The organism is Rhodococcus sp. GXMU-t2271 (assembly GCF_041414735.1).
GTDB lineage: Bacteria > Actinomycetota > Actinomycetes > Mycobacteriales > Mycobacteriaceae > Rhodococcus > Rhodococcus indonesiensis.
Map to the genome: position 1 here is coordinate 34,712 of NZ_JAUIZP010000061.1, position 15,701 is coordinate 50,412.

Consider the following 15,701-nt stretch of genomic DNA (forward strand, 5'->3'; position numbering starts at 1 on the left):
CCCGTCACATGCGGGCTGGGGCGCGGTTCGGGTCCCGCACGTCGATGCCGGCCTCCGACCACGCCTCGCGCAGCGCGTCGCCGCCGCGCAGCCGCTTCCACGCGGCCTCGGTGCCCGTCAACGGGATCACCTCGAAGAACCGCACCGGGTCGGCGGGCTCGGGCAGGACCAGTTCGGGGACGTCGCTCGGCTCGAGCATCACCGCGGTGAACGGTGCCCCCTCCCACAACGGCTCGCCCAGGTCGAGCAGGGCGTCGTCGGTGAGGACGACACCCTCCACCGCGGGCAGTGCCGCGAGCGTCGCGAGCGTGCGGACCAGCCCCGGCAGAGCGCCGGTGAGGCCGCGCACGCTCAGGATCAGTTCGGCGCGCGGCCCCCGGTTCGGGTCGGCGACCGTCGCGGTGGGGTCGCCCATCGGATGCCGCGAACATCCCAGGGTCGCGAACCGCACCAGGTCCGGCTGCTCCACGCGGAACCGCAGCACCTCGATGGGTTCGAGTCCGAGGAACGTCACGGACGCCGTCTCCGGCTCGGCGCCCCCGAAGCGGGCGCTGAGATGGGCACGGACGGCGGGCAGCACGGCGTCGATCACCCCTGCAATGTAGACCCGGTGCGGGGCCGATGCCGCCGGTGCGTCCCGCACCGATCCGGGCAACCGGGAGCCCGTCCGCCGGTACCGTCGTGTCATGGTGCGAGACACCGGCTTCCCCGGCGCCGATGCCGGCGACGACTTCTCCCGGCAGCGCCGGCGCGCCGAGTACGCGCGGCTGATCGCCTGGTTGCGCCGCGAACCCGGGGACGTCAACACCGTGCTGCCGTTCGACGCCGTGGTGCGGGCGCTGGGCCGGGTCGGGGAACGGCGTCTGGGGCTGCAGAGCATCGACGTGGCCTCGATCGTCGGCAGCGTGGACCGCACCGAGGATTTCGACCGGCGGTTCCGGCCCACGTCGGCCCGGCTGCGTCAACGGTGGGAGAAGCTGGCCACGGCTCGTCGGCGGGGCGAGGCGGTGCCGCCGATCACGGTGTACCGGGTCGGGTCGATGCACTTCGTGGTGGACGGACACCACCGCGTCTCCATCGCCTACGCCCGCGGGGACGCGACCATCGACGCCTACGTGACCGAGATCGTCACCCGGATCTCGCCCGAGGGGGTCACCCAGCACTCGGACCTGATGCGGAAGGACCACTACCGGATGTTCCTGAGCCGGGTGCCGCTCACGGGCGACCGGCGTGACGCGGTGACCGTCCGGGACCCGTGGGACTACGCCGAGCTGGCCGAGTGCATCGAGGCGTGGGGTTTCCGGCTCATGCAGGAGCAGGGCGAGTTCCTCACCCGCGACGTGGTGGCGCAGCGCTGGTTCGACGAGGAGTTCGTGCCCGTGGTCGACATGGTGCGGGCGGCAGGGATGCTGCGCACCCGGACCGACGCCGAGGCCTACCTGTGGCTGGCCGGCGAACGTTACCGGCTCGTGCGCCGGCACGTGTGGAACGAGGAGATCGTCGAGCGGCTGAAGCGGCGGGCCCCCCGGTGAGCGCAGCCCGGCCGGTTTGACCCCGCGGCGCCGGAGGTATGCCCCCGGCAGTCACCGAGGACGTCCGCCGCACACGCGGGCGCCCGGGCCGGTCGAGCAACGTGCCGGCGCCGGTCCGCGCGGGAAAACCCCCGCGCTCCGTACCCTGGTCGGCAGGACCGGGCCCACGACAGGAGAATGCGCTTGACGGCGACCGTGCAGGAGGCAGCGGACACCACCCGGGACGTCCGGACCGAGCTGAGCGCGGCCGCGCGCCGCGTGTTCGGCTGGGAGGAGCTGCGTCCCGGCCAGCTCGACGCGATGGAACCGCTGGTGCAGGGCCGGGACGTGCTCGCGGTGATGGCCACCGGATCGGGCAAGTCGGCGATCTACCAGGTTCCGGCGCTCCTGATCGAGGGCACCACCCTGGTGATCTCCCCGCTCATCGCGCTGCAGAACGATCAGATCGCGGGGCTCGACGCCACCTCGGCGCCGGACGCGGTCGCGATCAATTCCCGGCAGCGGGTTTCGGAGACCGCAGCCGCCTGGGAGACGATCCGTGAGCGCACCGTGGAGTACATCTTCCTGGCGCCGGAACAGCTCGCCAACGACGAGGTGGTCGCCCGCCTCGCCGCCGCGCGCGTCTCCCTCGTGGTGGTCGACGAGGCGCACTGCGTGTCCGCGTGGGGTCACGACTTCCGGCCCGACTACCTGCGCCTGGCCGATGCGCTCGACCGCCTCGGCCGGCCCCCGGTGGTGGCGCTCACGGCCACCGCGTCGCCGCCGGTGCGACAGGAGATCGTCGAGGAGCTGCGCCTGCGGGACCCGGTGGTCATCGCCAGCGGCTTCGACCGGCCCAACATCGACCTGGCCGTCGAGCGGTACACCACCGACGCCGACAAGCGCCGGGCGGTGATCGAGACCGTCGCCGGACTCGACACACCCGGACTGGTGTACACCGCAACCCGCAAGGACGCCGAGTTCTATGCGGCCGAACTGACCGAACGGGGGCTGCGGGCGGCCGCGTACCACGCCGGCCTGCCGGCGGCCACGCGCGAGCGGGTGCACCACGGATTCCTCGACGACGAGCTCGACGTGGTGGTGGCGACCTCCGCGTTCGGCATGGGGATCGACAAGCCCGACGTGCGGTTCGTCGCACACGCCTCCGCGCCGGATTCCGTGGACAGCTACTACCAGCAGATCGGCCGCGCCGGCCGCGACGGGCTCGCGGCGAAGGCGCTGCTGTTCTACCGGCCCGAGGACCTGTCGCTCGCGAAGTTCTTCACCACCCACCGCCCCGACGAGGAACTGCTCGGCCGGGCGTTCACTGCACTGGCGCGCGCGAAGTCCCCGAAGCGACTGAAAGACCTTCGCGCCGAACTGGATACCAAGGGCCGAACGCTCACCAATGCGATCAACCTGCTCGAACGCGCGGGTGTGGTCTCCTCGGGACGCAAAGGACTCACCGCACGCACCGTCGAGGTGGAGATCGCCGTCCGCCGCGCGGCCGAGGTGGCCGCAGTCGGTGAACGGATGGACCGCTCGCGCGTGGAGATGATGCGTGGGTACGCCGAAACCCGTGGCTGCCGCAGGCAGTTCCTGCTCGGGTACTTCGGTGAGTCGCTGCCCGATCCGTGCGGCCACTGTGACTGCTGCCGCGAAGGAATCCCCGAGCACCGGGCGGAGCCGCCGAAACACAGTCTTCACGAGCCGATTCCGCTGCACACCCGCGTGGTGCATGCGCAGTGGGGCCCCGGCGAGGTGATGAGCGCCGAGCCGGACCGGATCACCGTGCTGTTCGACGAGTACGGCTACCGCACGCTGTCGCTCGAGGCGGTGGAGGAGCACGATCTGCTGCGCCCCGAGGACTCGGAGCCCGAACCGGAGCCGGACATCGCCTGACGGATCCCGGGTGAGGATGCGCCCGGTCGATCCGCCCGCGACTTCGGAATCCGCCCACGCCGTGACATGGGCGGATTCCGAACCGGTGCGTCGATCCTGCCCGGCCTCGGACGGCGGCACTCACTGAACGCTCTGCTGCGCCTTCGCGTAGGCGAACTGGAGGAAGTCTGCGCCGGCCAGGGCGGCGAACAGCCCGGCGACGAGCCGGGTCGGACGCGGCGCGAAGACCATTCCGATGGTGAAGAACGTCGCGACCCACATGTCGAAGCAGAAGGGGCAGCTCAGCAACTCGCCCAGGCTGTGCCGGAGACTGTTGCTCGGCCCGCGGACTTCCTCCGCCACCTCGGCCGGGCCGCCCTGCCCCTTGTAGCGCGTGAAGGGTGCGCGAATCGGGCTGGTCACCGCGTCCTTCGTCACCGTGCGCGACAGCTTGTGCGTGCCGAGGGCGAGCACGACGAGGTCCTGCCCGCTCAGCCGCTCCGGCAGTCGGCGCCCGGTGACCACCGCGGCGATCACCGCGACGGTGACAAGCGTGCTGTAGCCGGCGAGGACCTTCGTGTAGCCCCGGAGAGGGATGTCCTCCCCGCCGGTGTACTCGCGGCTCTGTTCGCGGACGGCGTCGACGAGGTCGACGGACGTCCCGGTCTGATTGCTCATCTGTTTCTCCTGCACGTAGCTCGGTCCGCGCAGTAGTACCCATGCACGGCCGCCCCCACGCACGGCTGCCGCCACGCCTCTCCGCTACCCCGCGGGGAATCGCACCTCGTGCGTGGGGGCGGTCGCGGCGCCGAACCGCGCCAGCCGCAGTCCCTCCGCCTCGACCGCCGAGCGCTGCGGGGGCGTCAGACGCCGCCACGGGGTCACCTCGAGTACGGCCGAGTCCTTCGCGACGGCCAGTTTCGCGGTTCCGGCGACCGTCCCGTCGACGAGGACGGCCGAGCGCACGATGCCGTTCTGCGTCACGATCCGGCGACGGTGCTCGTCGGAGACGATCCGGGTCCGGTCGGCGTGTGAGAGCAGGACGTTGTCGTACGGCGCGAGGATCCGCACCGGCGCCGGTGCCGCCGGATCCGGGCGCGGGGCGTCGGGCAGGTCGAACAGCTCGACGCCGTTCTCGTCCCGGAACACCTCGAGCGACGGGCGCAGCCGGTCGAACACCTCCCCGAGCCGCGTCAGCCCCGACCAGGCCTGGGCGTCGCGCACGCTCGCGGGCCCGAACGCGCCGAGGTATCGCCGGAGGACGACGGCCGGGTCCGGCCGGGCCGGTCCGCGACCGGTCCACTCCTCGAGCGGTGTGAGTCGCGGCTGCCCGGAACGCCCCCACAACCCCCGCGGCGGCACCTGCACCAGCGGGAGCAGGTTCCGCAGCCCGTAGGCGAGCGCGGCCGGCTCGCGGCCGGGGAATCGCTCCGCGAGCAACGGGCGCAGCTCCTGCAGGCTGCGGGGGCCGTCGCCGAGCAGGTCGCGACCCGTCGCGGCGAGCTCACGCAGGTCCACCCCGGCCAGATCGGCTGCGTACTGGGTGTTGGTGGTCAGGTCCCGGTCCAGCAGCGGCTGGACCCAGTCCCGCAGCGCCGCAGCGTCGGCGGCCGAGACTGCGAAGACCGTGCCGCGCATGAGTACGGTGCGCACCACGTGCCGTCCCTCTATGAGGTCGGCAAGAGCCGCGGGCCGGAACCGCCGCAACCGCGCCCACAGCGCGAAGTAGGGCGGTGTCGGGGCCTGCGCCTGCAGGCCCAGCAGGTGCTCGACCGCGTCGAGCACCGGGAGGTCGGCACGATGCAACAGATGTTGACGGGCGAGGGTGGCGCGGCCGAGAGCACGGGCGGTGAGGGTGCGCGGCGTCACGTGGACACCCTGTCACGGCGGACCGACACGGCCTCGTCGGCGCCTGCGCCTGGACGGGGCAACCGAGCGTCCGGTAGATGTTTAGTTGAATTTAGTTTCATGTTGCAGCGTCGAGGAGAGCCGATGTCCGATCCGAGAGGTGCGCGGCTGCTGGTTCCGGTGCTGTGCTTCATCGTCACCACCATCGCCGTGATGCAGACGTCCGTCGTACCGATCGTCGGCACCATTCGCGAACAGCTGGGGGTGAGCACGACCGCCGCGGGCTGGGTCCTGACGGCGAACCTGCTCGCGGCCGCCGTCACCACTCCCCTGCTGGGCCGGCTGGCCGATCTGCGCGGCAAACGCCCGGTTCTGCTCACGGTCCTCGTCGTGGTGTTCGTCGGTTCGCTGTTGTGCGCCGCCGCGGACTCGTTCGCGCTCCTGTTGATCGGCCGGGTCCTGCAGGGCGTGTCGTTCGCGCTGTTCCCCGTCGGCATCGCCGTGCTGCGGGCCGAACTGCCGCCGGAGCGGTTGATCGGGGCGATGGGCCTGTTCTCCGGGACGCTCGGCGTCGGTGGAGCGATCGGCATGGTGCTCACCGGCCTGATGGTCTCGGGCGGCGACTATCGTCGCGTGTTCTGGCTGGTGGCGGCGTTCAACGCCGTCGCGTTGCTGAGCGCGTTCCTGGTCGTGCCGCGACGTCCGCGGTCCGCGGACGGACGGATCGACTGGCTCGGTGCGGCCCTGCTGGCCGTCGGGCTGGCGCTGGTGCTGCTGGCCCTGTCCGAGGGCGGGACGTGGGGATGGGCGTCGGCGCCCACCCTCGGGAGCGCCGCACTCGGACTGGCCGTGCTCGCGGCGTGGCTGCTCTTCGAACGGCACGTCGACGAGCCGCTCGTGCCGCCGCGGATGCTCACCGATCGGCCGGTGTTCGTGGTGCACGGCGCCGCGTTCCTCGTCGGCATGGCCATGTTCGTCAGCTTCCTCGCGACGGCGTACTTCGTGCAGACGCCGCCCGCCGTCGCCGGATACGGGTTCGGAGCCACCGTGCTCGAGGCGACGGCGGTGTACATGCTGCCCGGCGCGCTCGTCGGGGTGGTTGCCGCGGCACTCGCGGGCCGGCTCATCCACCGGTTCGACGCCCGATGGGTGCTGATCGGGGCGTGCGGTCTCGGGATCGCCGGCTTCGCCCTGGTGGCGGTCGTGCACGACCGGAGCTGGCAGCTGATCGTCTCCGGAATCCTCGTGACCACCTTCGTCAGCCTCGCCTATGCCGCGTTGCCGGCGCTGCTCGTCGCCGAGGTCCGTCCCGATCAGACCGGCGTCGCGAACAGCATCAACTCCATCGCTCGCACGGTGGGCAGTTCACTGAGCAGTGCGGTGGTGACGACGCTGCTGGCCACGCTGACCGTTCCCGGCACGGGCGTCGTCCGCGAGAGCGCATTCGTCGCCGCATTCGGGCTGGGCGTCGGGGCCGCGGCCGCGGCCGCACTGCTCGTCCTCGTCGGCGGGCGGCCGGCCACGCGCGCTCTGAGCGATCGCGAGGAGGACGAGGTCGAGGCGACGGCTCTGGCCGCCGAATGGAGCACGGTGTCCGGTCTCGCGGCGGAGCACACCGTGAACGAGCAGGCCGACACGGTCCGCCGGGGCTGAGTTCCCGGTCCGGAACGGGACGGGAAACCGGATGTCCTCCGCCCCGGTCACCGTCCGCTCAACTCTGTTCCTGCAGTGCGCGCACCGCCTCCTCCGCCTGCTGCGCCGTCTCCTCGGCCTTCGCGGCGTCCTCGTCGGCCGTCCGGGCGGTGCGTCGCGCGAACTCGCGCTGGTGCTCGACCCGGCCCAGCTCCTCGCGCAACCGCGCGACGTGCTCGTCGAGCTCCTCGACCGCGGCGTGTGCACGGTCCGCAACCGACCGGGCCTCGTCGGCGGTGTTCCGCGCCGCTTCCGCCTCGGCGACGGCTGCTTCCAGGGCGCGCCGCGTGCGCTCGGCCTCCTGCGCCCCGGTGTCGTCCGCGCCGGCGGCCTTCCGTTCCGGCGCGGACGGAACGACCGACAGTCCCACCGGTCCGAAGCCGCTGTAGTCCAGGGGTGTCTCGAGCCGGCCGCCGCGCACCTGCTCGGCGAGCTCGGCCTCGGCGAGTGCGGCGTGCAGGGTCTGGCCCACCTCGCGCAGGGCGGCCTCCGATGCGCGCCGGCCGTGCTCGGCCGCGAGACGGGAGGCCGTCTTCTCGAGCGCGCCGATCACCCGCCGTCGCTGGGTGGACAGCCGCCGCAACTCGGCCCCGGAGAGCTGACGCTGCGCGGAGCGCAGGGCGTCGCCGAGCCCGAGCAGGGCCGTGATCTCCTCGGGCTTCTCGCGGACGAGGAGGTTCACCAGCCAGGCCGACACGGTCGGTTTGCGCAGCCGGCCGACCGCCGCCGCGAGCTCTCGGTCGCCGGCGCCGCGGGCACGGGCGACGTACTCGTTGCGGGCCGCGGTGAACTCACCCGGATCGAGCCCGTACAGCTCGTCGGCGATGTCGTCGAGGTCCACCGGCCTACTATGCACTCCTCGCTCAGAGGGTGACGTTCTCCCCCGTCGCCTGGTCGAACAGGGCAACCTTCGCCGGATCGAACCACAGCTGCACCGGCCGGCCCTTCGCGACGTCGGACTCGGCGGGCAGCCGCGCGACCATCGACCCGCCGGCGAGATCGGCGACGCCCACATCGGCTGCCAGATCGTCGAGGTCGCTCGAATGCAGGTGCGGGGACTCGACGGTGAAGTACGCGTACTTGTCCGATCCCATGGATTCGAGCACGTCGATGTCGACCGTGAAGGTGGTGCCCTGCTCGCGCTGCGCCGGGTCCAGGAGCGCGGCGTCCTCGAAGTGCTCGGGCCGGACGCCGACGACGACGTCACGCCCGGGATCGTGCTTCTGCACGGCCGCCCACCGCTCGGCCGGGAGCGTGAAGTCCCCGATCGCAGTGCGCACGCTGTCGCCGTCGAGCCGGCCGGCGAAGAAGTTCATCGACGGCGAGCCGATGAACCCGGCCACGAACAGGTTCTTCGGCCGGTCGTAGAGCTCCTGCGGGGCACCGATCTGCTGCACCAGCCCGCCGCGGAGGACGACCACCCGGTCCCCGAGCGTCATGGCCTCGGTCTGGTCGTGGGTGACGTACACCGTGGTGGTGCCCAGGCGCTTCTGCAGCCGGGCGATCTCCGTGCGCATCTGCACCCGCAGCTTGGCGTCGAGGTTGGACAGCGGCTCGTCCATGAGGAACGCCTTGGGATTGCGCACGATCGCCCGTCCCATCGCCACCCGCTGCCGCTGCCCGCCCGACAGATTCGACGGCTTGCGGTCGAGGTGGCCGGTCAGGTCGAGAATCTTCGCGGCCTCCTCCACCTTTCGTGCGATCTCGTCCTTGGGCACCTTGGCCAGAGTGAGCGGGAAGGCGATGTTCTCCCGGACGGTCATGTGCGGGTACAGCGCATACGACTGGAACACCATCGCGATGTCGCGGTCCTTCGGCGCCTTCTCGTTGACCCGCTCACCGCCGATCCGCAACTCGCCGGAGGAGATGTCCTCGAGGCCGGCGATCATGTTCAGCGTCGTCGACTTTCCGCAGCCCGAGGGGCCGACCAGGATGATGAACTCGCCGTCGGCGATCGTCATGTCCACGTCGCTGACCGCCCGCGCCCCGTCGGGGTAGAGCTTGGTCACCTTGTCCAGCACGATTTCTGCCATCTGGGTCATCCCTTCACTGCGCCGGACGTCAGGCCGGCCACGATGCGACGTTGGAAGATCAGCACGAACACGATGATCGGAATGGTGATGACCACCGCGGCCGCCGCGATCGAGCCGGTGGGCTCCTCGAACTGGGAGGCGCCGGTGAAGTTCGCGATGGCCGCGGGCGCGGTGATGGACCGCTCGGTGGACGTCAGCGAGATCGCGAACAACAGGTCGTTCCAGCAGAAGATGAACACCAGGATCGCGGCGGTGACGATGCCCGGCGCCGCCAGCGGCGCCACCACCTTCCGGAAGGCCTGCCCGGGCGTGGCGCCGTCCATCTTGGCGGCCTTCTCGAGCTCCCACGGGATCTCCTTGAAGAACGCCGAGAGCGTGTAGATCGCCAGGGGCAGGGAGAAGGTGATGTACGGGATGATCAGACCCGCCCAGGTGTCGAACAGTCCGAGCCTGCGGATGATGTCGAACAGCGGGCTCACGAGCGAGATCTGCGGGAACATGGCGATCAGCAGTGCGACACCGACGAGGATCTTCTTGCCCGGGAAGTCGAGACGGGCGATCGCGTAGGCCGACATGGTGCCGATGACCACCGCGATCACCGTGGCGATCAGTCCGATGCCGATCGAGTTGATCAGTGCGCTGGTGAAGGCGTCGGTGCGGAAGATGCCACGGTAGTTGTCCAGAGTCCATTCCTGGGGAATGAAGCGCCCGTCCTTGATCGTGCCGGCCGGCTTGAACGACAGGCTGGCGATCCACAGCACCGGCACGAGCGCGTACAGCAGCACCAGCAGGTTCACCGCCGACCAGCTCAGTTTGCGCCGCGGGGTTTCGGTCGTCGTCATCACCGCTTCCCTTCCGCATCGGAGCCGGGCGCCGAGGCCCCGAACAGTTTGATGAACACGAACGCGATGATCGCCACGCACAGGAAGATCAGGACACTGATCGCCGAGCCGATGCCCAGGTTGAACGCCTTGAACAGGTTGTCGTATCCGAGGATCGACACCGAGCCCGTGCCGTTCGACCCGCGCGTGAGGACGTAGATGTTGTCGAAGATGCGGAACGCGTCGAGCGTGCGGAACAGCAGCGCCACCAGGATCGCCGGTTTCATCAGCGGCACGATGATCTTGGTCAGCCGCGTCCACGCTCCGGCGCCGTCGACCTGGGACGCGCGCAACAGGTCGTCCGGGACGAGCGCCAGGCCGGCGAGGAGCAGCAACGCCATGAACGGAGTGGTCTTCCACACCTCGGCGAGCACGATGATCGCCAGTGACGGAAGTTGTTCGGTCAGCGGAGCGCTGCCCTCGGGTAGCAGATTCGCGAGGTAGCCGGTGCCCGGTGTCCAGGCGTAGTACCAGCTGTAGGCGGCGGCGACGGTGACGATCCCGTACGGGATGAGCACCACGGTGCGGACGGTGCCCTTGCCGACGATGGTGCGGTGCATGATCAGCGCGAGCGCCAGACCCAGGACGAATTCGATCGCCACCGACACGACGGTGATGCCGGCGGTCACGAAGAAGGCCTGCCACCAGAACGTGTCGGTGAGGACCGAGACGTAGTTGGCGAATCCGACGAATTCACGCTCGTCGGGGAAGCGCAGGTCGTACCGCTGCAGGCTCAGCCACACCGCGTACCCCACCGGATAGGCGGTGACGGCGAGCATCATCAGCGCCGCGGGCGCGACGAGCCACAGGCCGAGCCGGCGTTCGGCCTTCTTACCTTCGGACAGAACGGTTTTCCCACGCTCGGACGGTGCGGGCCGGTCGCCCTCGGCCGGGGGGACGGGTCGGGTTGCGGGCGTGGTGGTCACGGGATCAGCCCTTCCGAATTGACCGCCTTGCGGACCTGCTCGGCGAGTTCGTCGACCGTGCGCGGCGGGTCGATCCGGTCGACCGGATTGAGAGTCGCGGTGATCAGCGTCGAAATGCTCTGATACGCAGGTGAAACCGGGCGCACCGCCGCATTCTCCAGACTCTCGCGCACCTCCCGCCACATCGGGTACGCCTGCTGGAACTCCGGGTCGTCGTACAGCGATGCCAGCGTCGGCGGGACACCGCCGTCGACGGCGTTGTTGCGCTGATTCTCCTCGTTGCGCAGGCACTGCACGGCTTCGAACGCGAGGTCGGGATACCTGGTGGTGCGGGCGACCCCGATGTTGAACCCGCCGATCGTGACCTCGGCCGGTCGGCCGGGGATCACCGACGGATACGGGGCGGGCAGAAAATTCTGTTCGCCGTTCACCGTCAGGACCGTGTTGCCGGTGTTCTCGGCGGTCACGTTGCCGTTCTCGTCGACGAAGGGCAGGAAGCCCTTCTCGGCGTTCTCGATGATGCCGGGGTAGACGAACGGCCAGTTGACCTGGAACGCGGCCTTGCCGCTCTCCATACCGAGACGCGCAGCGGCCTCGTCGGACTGGTTCAGCGACGGGTCCGCACCGGGCGCGGTCGCCACCCGCTTCATGATGTCCAGAGCCGTCACCGCGGCGTCACCGTCGGCCACGGTGACGGTGGTGCCGTCCTCGGCCACGACCGATCCGCCGGCGCTGGCGAGCAGGGTGTTGAACCACACCATCAGGCCCTCGTACTGGCGGGCCTGCACCCCGATCCAGCTGGGACGGCCCTCGGCCGCGAGCCCGCTCGCGATGTCGATCATCTCGTCCCACGTCTGCGGTGGCCGACCGCCGGGCATCAGGTCCTTGCGGTACCACAGCAACTGGGTGTTGGTGTTCAGCGGCGCCGCGTAGAGGGTGCCCTGCCACGTGGCGGATTCCAGCGGTCCGGCGAGGGTGCCCTCGGACACCGCGGCCGCGACGTCCGGCGGCAGCGGCAGCGCCCAGCCCGCCTCGGCGAACTCGGCCGTCCACACGACGTCGAGGGTCATCAGGTCGAGGGTGTCGTCACCACCGGTGAGGCGCCGCGCGAGCTGCAGCCGCTGGTCGTCGGCGCCCTTGGGCAGGGTGCGCTGCTCGATGGTGTACCGGCCGCCGGCGGCGGCGGTGCAGTTCGCCGCCGCGGCCGCGTACTGCTCCGCGCCGTCGGCGGCGGTGTAGAAGCTCAGTACCGTCCCGCCGGACTCGCTGCCGCACGCCGCGACCGACGACAGGGCGAGCACCGCTGCGGCGCCCACCAGTCCGACCCGCACCGACCGTCTCCGCACCGCAGCCTCCGACCGTCGCCCTGCGTGACGGTGACTTCCGTCACACTTGGTGCGAACGTAACGCACCGGACGCCGCCGCGCGACTCAACTGCCGCCCGGAACGGAACTGTGATCGAACGGTCTACAACGCGAGCTTGGCGAGCAGGTCCCGTGCCCGTTCCGCGTTGCGCGGCGCGCACAGCACGTCGTAGCGGCCGGCCACCAGCTGCATCGTCGACGAGAAGTCACGCTGGCCGCGCGTCGCGGCGTACGGGATCGTCGTGGAGATCAGACCGAAGACGATGCCGCCGACCATGCCGACGAGCAGGGGGCCGAGGAAATCGGTCGAGAAGATCCCGAGCAGCAGACCGAAGAACAGACCGAGCCAGGCGCCGGAGGCGATGCCACCGCCGATCACCTTCGCCCACGTCAACCGGCCGGTGACCCGCTCGACCTGCATGAGGTCGACACCCACGATGGTGACGTCCTCGACCGGGAAGGACTGGTCCGAGAGATGGTCGACAGCGCGCTGCGCCTCCGCGTAGGTCGTGTACGAACCGACCGGCCAGCCGCTCGGCGGAGTCGGCAGGCCCGGCGTGGCGCGTCCCGGCTGTCCGAGGGGGTTGGTCATCTTCGGCTCCTTCTCGTGACTGCGCGCCCCGATCCGGCGCACCCTGTCTATTCTGCCCGCCTTCTCCGGTGTGTCCTTTGGGCTGCTCCCACGGCCCAAAGGACACACCGGCGGCGCAGCCACCTAGCGGGGCGGCTCGAAGCTCGTGGTGCGGGTCATTCCGGCCGCCCGGCCCTTCGCCGAGATCACCAGCGCCATCTTGCGGCTGGCCTCGTCGATCATCTCGTCCCCGAGCATCGCGGCACCGCGCGCGCCGCCGGCCGCGGAGGTGTGCCACTCGTAGGCGTCGAGGATCATCTCGGCCTTGTCGTAGTCCTCCTGGCGCGGACTGAAGACCTCGTTCGCGGCGTCGATCTGGCTCGGGTGCAGGACCCATTTGCCGTCGAAACCGAGGGCCGCGGTGCGCTGCGCGGAGCGCCGGAACGCCTCGACGTCGCGGATCTGCAGGTACGGACCGTCGATCGCCTGCAACCCGTGGGCCCGGGCCGCCATGAGGATGGTCATGAGGATGTGGTGGTAGGCGTCGCCGCGGTCGTAGCCGTCGGGCTGCTCCCCCACGACGAGAGTGCGCATGTTGATGCTCGCCATGAAGTCGGCCGGGCCGAACACCAGCGTCTGCACCCGTGCGCTGGCGGTGGCGATCGCGTCGATGTTGGTCAGCCCGAGCGCGTCCTCGATCTGCGGTTCGATACCGATGCGTCCGACCTCGAGCCCGTGGGCCTTCTCCACCTGGGTCAGCAGCAGGTCGAGCGCCTGCACATGGCTCGCGTCGGGAACCTTCGGCAGCAGGATCGCATCGAGGTGCGCGCCGGCGCCGCCCACCACGGTGGCGACGTCGAGGTAGGTGGCGTCGGTCGTCCAGTCGTTGACCCGCACCACCTTCAGCTGCTCGCCCCATCCGCCCTCGTTCAGGGCCTCGACGATCGTCGTGCGGGCCTGCTCCTTGGCCAGCGGGGAGACGGCGTCCTCGAGATCGAGGAACACCTCGTCGGCGGGCAGGCCCTTGGCCTTGTCGATCATCTTGCGGCTGCTGCCGGGAACGGCGAGCACGGACCTCCGGGGCCTGAAGTCGAACGACATGGGCTGGGCAGACCTCCGTGTTCCGAAATCGACGACCGCACGTTCTAGCCTGACCATCATGGCAGCAGTGAGCAAGGTATTCGCGGCGAGGCTCGCAGGTCTGGTGGTCCTGGGACCCGACGGCGAGTCGATCGGCCGGGTGCGCGACGTCGTGCTCACCATCCGGATCGGGCGGCAGCAACCCCGGGTGCTCGGTCTGGTCGTCGAACTGCCGACGCGCAAGCGAATATTCGTGCCGATGCTGCGAGTGACGGCGATCGAGCCGGGGGCCGTCACCCTGAACACCGGCAACGTCAGCCTGCGCCGGTTCACGCAGCGACCGACCGAGGTGCTGGCACTTGCGCAGGTGCTCGATTCGAAGGTCCGCGTCGACGATCCCGAGCTGGGTGAACTCGCCGGCGTGGACGTGGTCGTCGTCGACCTCGGCATCGAACTGACCCGCACCCGGGACTGGGTGGTCTCGCGCGTGGCCGTGCGGGCCCAGCGCGGCCGGTTGGGCCGGCGGTCCGCGATCCATGTCGTGGACTGGCAGCACGTGCACGGGCTGACCTACACCAACCTCGGCATGCCCGGCCAGGGTGTTTCGCAGCTGCTGCTGCAGTTCGAGGACATGCGTGCCGCCGACGTCGCGAACGCGCTGCGCGAACTGCCGGAGAAGCGCCGGCACGAGGTGGCGGTCGCCCTGGACGACGAGCGGCTCGCCGACGTCGTGCAGGAGCTGCCGACCGACGACCAGACCGATCTGCTGATGCACCTCGAGGTGGAACGCGCCGCGGACCTGCTCGAGGCGATGGACCCCGACGACGCCGCCGATCTGCTCGGCGAGCTGCCCGACTCGGACGCCGAGTCGCTGCTGCGCCTGATGGATCCGGAGGATTCCGAGCCGGTGCGGCGGTTGCTCGAGCACTCCCCCGACACCGCCGGCGGTCTCATGACCCCCGAGCCGGTGGTACTCACCCCGGCGACGACGGTGGCCGAGGCGCTGGCCCGGGTGCGCAACCCGGACCTCACGCCGGCGCTGGCGTCCATGGTGTTCGTCGTGCGGCCGCCCACCGCGACCCCGACGGGCAAGTATCTCGGCTGCGTGCACCTGCAACAACTGCTCCGGGAGCCACCTGCCGGCCTGGTGGGCGGGATCGTGGACAACGACCTGCCACGACTGGACCCCGACGATTCACTCACCGCGGTCACCCGGTACTTCGCGACGTACAACCTGGTGTGCGGGCCCGTCCTGGACGACGAAGGGCACCTCCTGGGTGCCGTGACGGTGGACGACGTGCTCGACCACCTGCTGCCCGAGGACTGGCGCGAAGAGGAGGCCGACGATGAGTGACCGTTCCGCCGTGGCCCGGCAGCGCCTCGACACTCCCCGTACCGGCCGGTTCCGGGTCAACTTCGACGTCGAGGCGGTCGGACGCGTCAGCGAATCGATCGCCCGGTTCCTCGGCACCGGCCGCTACCTCGCCATCCAGACGGTCGTGGTGATCGTGTGGATCCTGCTCAACGTCTTCGCCGTGACGTTGCAGTGGGATCCGTACCCCTTCATCCTGCTGAACCTCGCGTTCTCGACGCAGGCCGCCTACGCCGCGCCGCTGATTCTGCTCGCCCAGAACCGGCAGGAGAACCGGGACCGGGTCTCGCTCGAGGTGGACCGGGCCCGCGCCGCCCAGACCAAGGCGGACACCGAGTTCCTCGCGCGGGAGCTGGCGGCGCTGCGGCTGGCGGTCGGCGAGGTGGCGACCCGCGACTATCTTCGGCGCGAGCTCGACGATCTGCGCGCGTTGCTGATCGAACCGGAGGAGGAGGACACGGCGGCGACGGCATCCGGTAAACCGCGCCCACCCCGCCGCTGAGACGTGACGCGCTGTAACGTCCATCACAGCCTGTCGATGG

General features: G+C 70.4%; 15 protein-coding genes. 5 read left to right on the top strand and 10 right to left on the bottom strand.

Features of this window, described 5'->3' with window-relative positions; genetic code table 11:
* Positions 1–4: 4 nt before the first annotated feature.
* A complete protein-coding gene (locus QYS60_RS21990) occupies positions 5–592 on the bottom strand; it encodes a suppressor of fused domain protein (RefSeq protein WP_289379954.1) in 588 nt (195 codons plus the stop codon).
* Positions 593–686: 94 nt separating this feature from the next.
* Between QYS60_RS21990 and QYS60_RS21995 the strand changes: the two genes are divergently transcribed.
* Both QYS60_RS21995 and QYS60_RS22000 read left to right on the top strand, forming a co-directional pair.
* The gene (locus tag QYS60_RS21995) at positions 687–1,532 is read left to right on the top strand and encodes a ParB N-terminal domain-containing protein (RefSeq protein ID WP_003936109.1); all 846 of its coding nucleotides are present in this window, start codon (positions 687–689) and stop codon (positions 1,530–1,532) included.
* Positions 1,533–1,709: 177 nt separating this feature from the next.
* Positions 1,710–3,413 carry an ATP-dependent DNA helicase RecQ gene (locus tag QYS60_RS22000; protein ID WP_371384280.1) on the top strand — a complete coding sequence of 568 codons (1,704 nt, stop codon included), beginning with the start codon at positions 1,710–1,712 and terminating at the stop codon, positions 3,411–3,413.
* 120 nt (positions 3,414–3,533) lie between these two features.
* Here QYS60_RS22000 and QYS60_RS22005 read toward each other — a convergent pair whose 3' ends face one another.
* Positions 3,534–4,070 (bottom strand): DUF1360 domain-containing protein, encoded by a 537-nt coding sequence (locus QYS60_RS22005; protein WP_371384281.1) that lies wholly within the window; start codon positions 4,068–4,070, stop codon positions 3,534–3,536.
* Between the two features lie 84 nt (positions 4,071–4,154).
* A complete protein-coding gene (locus tag QYS60_RS22010) occupies positions 4,155–5,261 on the bottom strand; it encodes a winged helix DNA-binding domain-containing protein (protein WP_371384282.1) in 1,107 nt (368 codons plus the stop codon).
* 123 nt (positions 5,262–5,384) lie between these two features.
* On the opposite strand from QYS60_RS22010, the gene QYS60_RS22015 reads away from it, so the two are divergent.
* The gene (locus QYS60_RS22015) at positions 5,385–6,893 is read left to right on the top strand and encodes an MFS transporter (protein ID WP_371384283.1); all 1,509 of its coding nucleotides are present in this window, start codon (positions 5,385–5,387) and stop codon (positions 6,891–6,893) included.
* Between the two features lie 58 nt (positions 6,894–6,951).
* Here QYS60_RS22015 and QYS60_RS22020 read toward each other — a convergent pair whose 3' ends face one another.
* From QYS60_RS22020 to QYS60_RS22050, 7 genes are all read right to left on the bottom strand, one after another.
* The gene (locus QYS60_RS22020; protein WP_371384284.1) at positions 6,952–7,773 is read right to left on the bottom strand and encodes a hypothetical protein; all 822 of its coding nucleotides are present in this window, start codon (positions 7,771–7,773) and stop codon (positions 6,952–6,954) included.
* 22 nt (positions 7,774–7,795) lie between these two features.
* On the bottom strand, positions 7,796–8,965 hold the full coding sequence (locus QYS60_RS22025) for an ABC transporter ATP-binding protein (RefSeq protein ID WP_003936103.1): 1,170 nt from the start codon (positions 8,963–8,965) through the stop codon (positions 7,796–7,798).
* 5 nt (positions 8,966–8,970) lie between these two features.
* Entirely contained in the window at positions 8,971–9,807 is an 837-nt protein-coding gene (locus QYS60_RS22030; protein WP_003936102.1) for a carbohydrate ABC transporter permease, read from the bottom strand.
* Positions 9,807–10,691, bottom strand: coding sequence for a carbohydrate ABC transporter permease (locus QYS60_RS22035; protein ID WP_193788739.1), 885 nt, complete (start codon positions 10,689–10,691; stop codon positions 9,807–9,809). The genes QYS60_RS22030 and QYS60_RS22035 overlap by 1 nt, the downstream gene beginning before the upstream one ends.
* A 77-nt stretch (positions 10,692–10,768) precedes the next feature.
* The gene (locus QYS60_RS22040; protein WP_328517616.1) at positions 10,769–12,103 is read right to left on the bottom strand and encodes an ABC transporter substrate-binding protein; all 1,335 of its coding nucleotides are present in this window, start codon (positions 12,101–12,103) and stop codon (positions 10,769–10,771) included.
* A gap of 136 nt (positions 12,104–12,239) precedes the next feature.
* Positions 12,240–12,728 (bottom strand): general stress protein, encoded by a 489-nt coding sequence (locus QYS60_RS22045; protein WP_003936099.1) that lies wholly within the window; start codon positions 12,726–12,728, stop codon positions 12,240–12,242.
* A 123-nt stretch (positions 12,729–12,851) separates the two neighbouring features.
* Complete coding sequence (locus QYS60_RS22050) at positions 12,852–13,808, bottom strand: CoA ester lyase (protein WP_289379939.1); 957 nt, start codon at positions 13,806–13,808, stop codon at positions 12,852–12,854.
* Between the two features lie 58 nt (positions 13,809–13,866).
* On the opposite strand from QYS60_RS22050, the gene QYS60_RS22055 reads away from it, so the two are divergent.
* Positions 13,867–15,141 (top strand): magnesium transporter MgtE N-terminal domain-containing protein, encoded by a 1,275-nt coding sequence (locus QYS60_RS22055; RefSeq protein WP_040781955.1) that lies wholly within the window; start codon positions 13,867–13,869, stop codon positions 15,139–15,141.
* Entirely contained in the window at positions 15,134–15,661 is a 528-nt protein-coding gene (locus tag QYS60_RS22060; RefSeq protein WP_003936096.1) for a DUF1003 domain-containing protein, read from the top strand. The genes QYS60_RS22055 and QYS60_RS22060 overlap by 8 nt, the downstream gene beginning before the upstream one ends.
* Positions 15,662–15,701 lie beyond the last annotated feature (40 nt).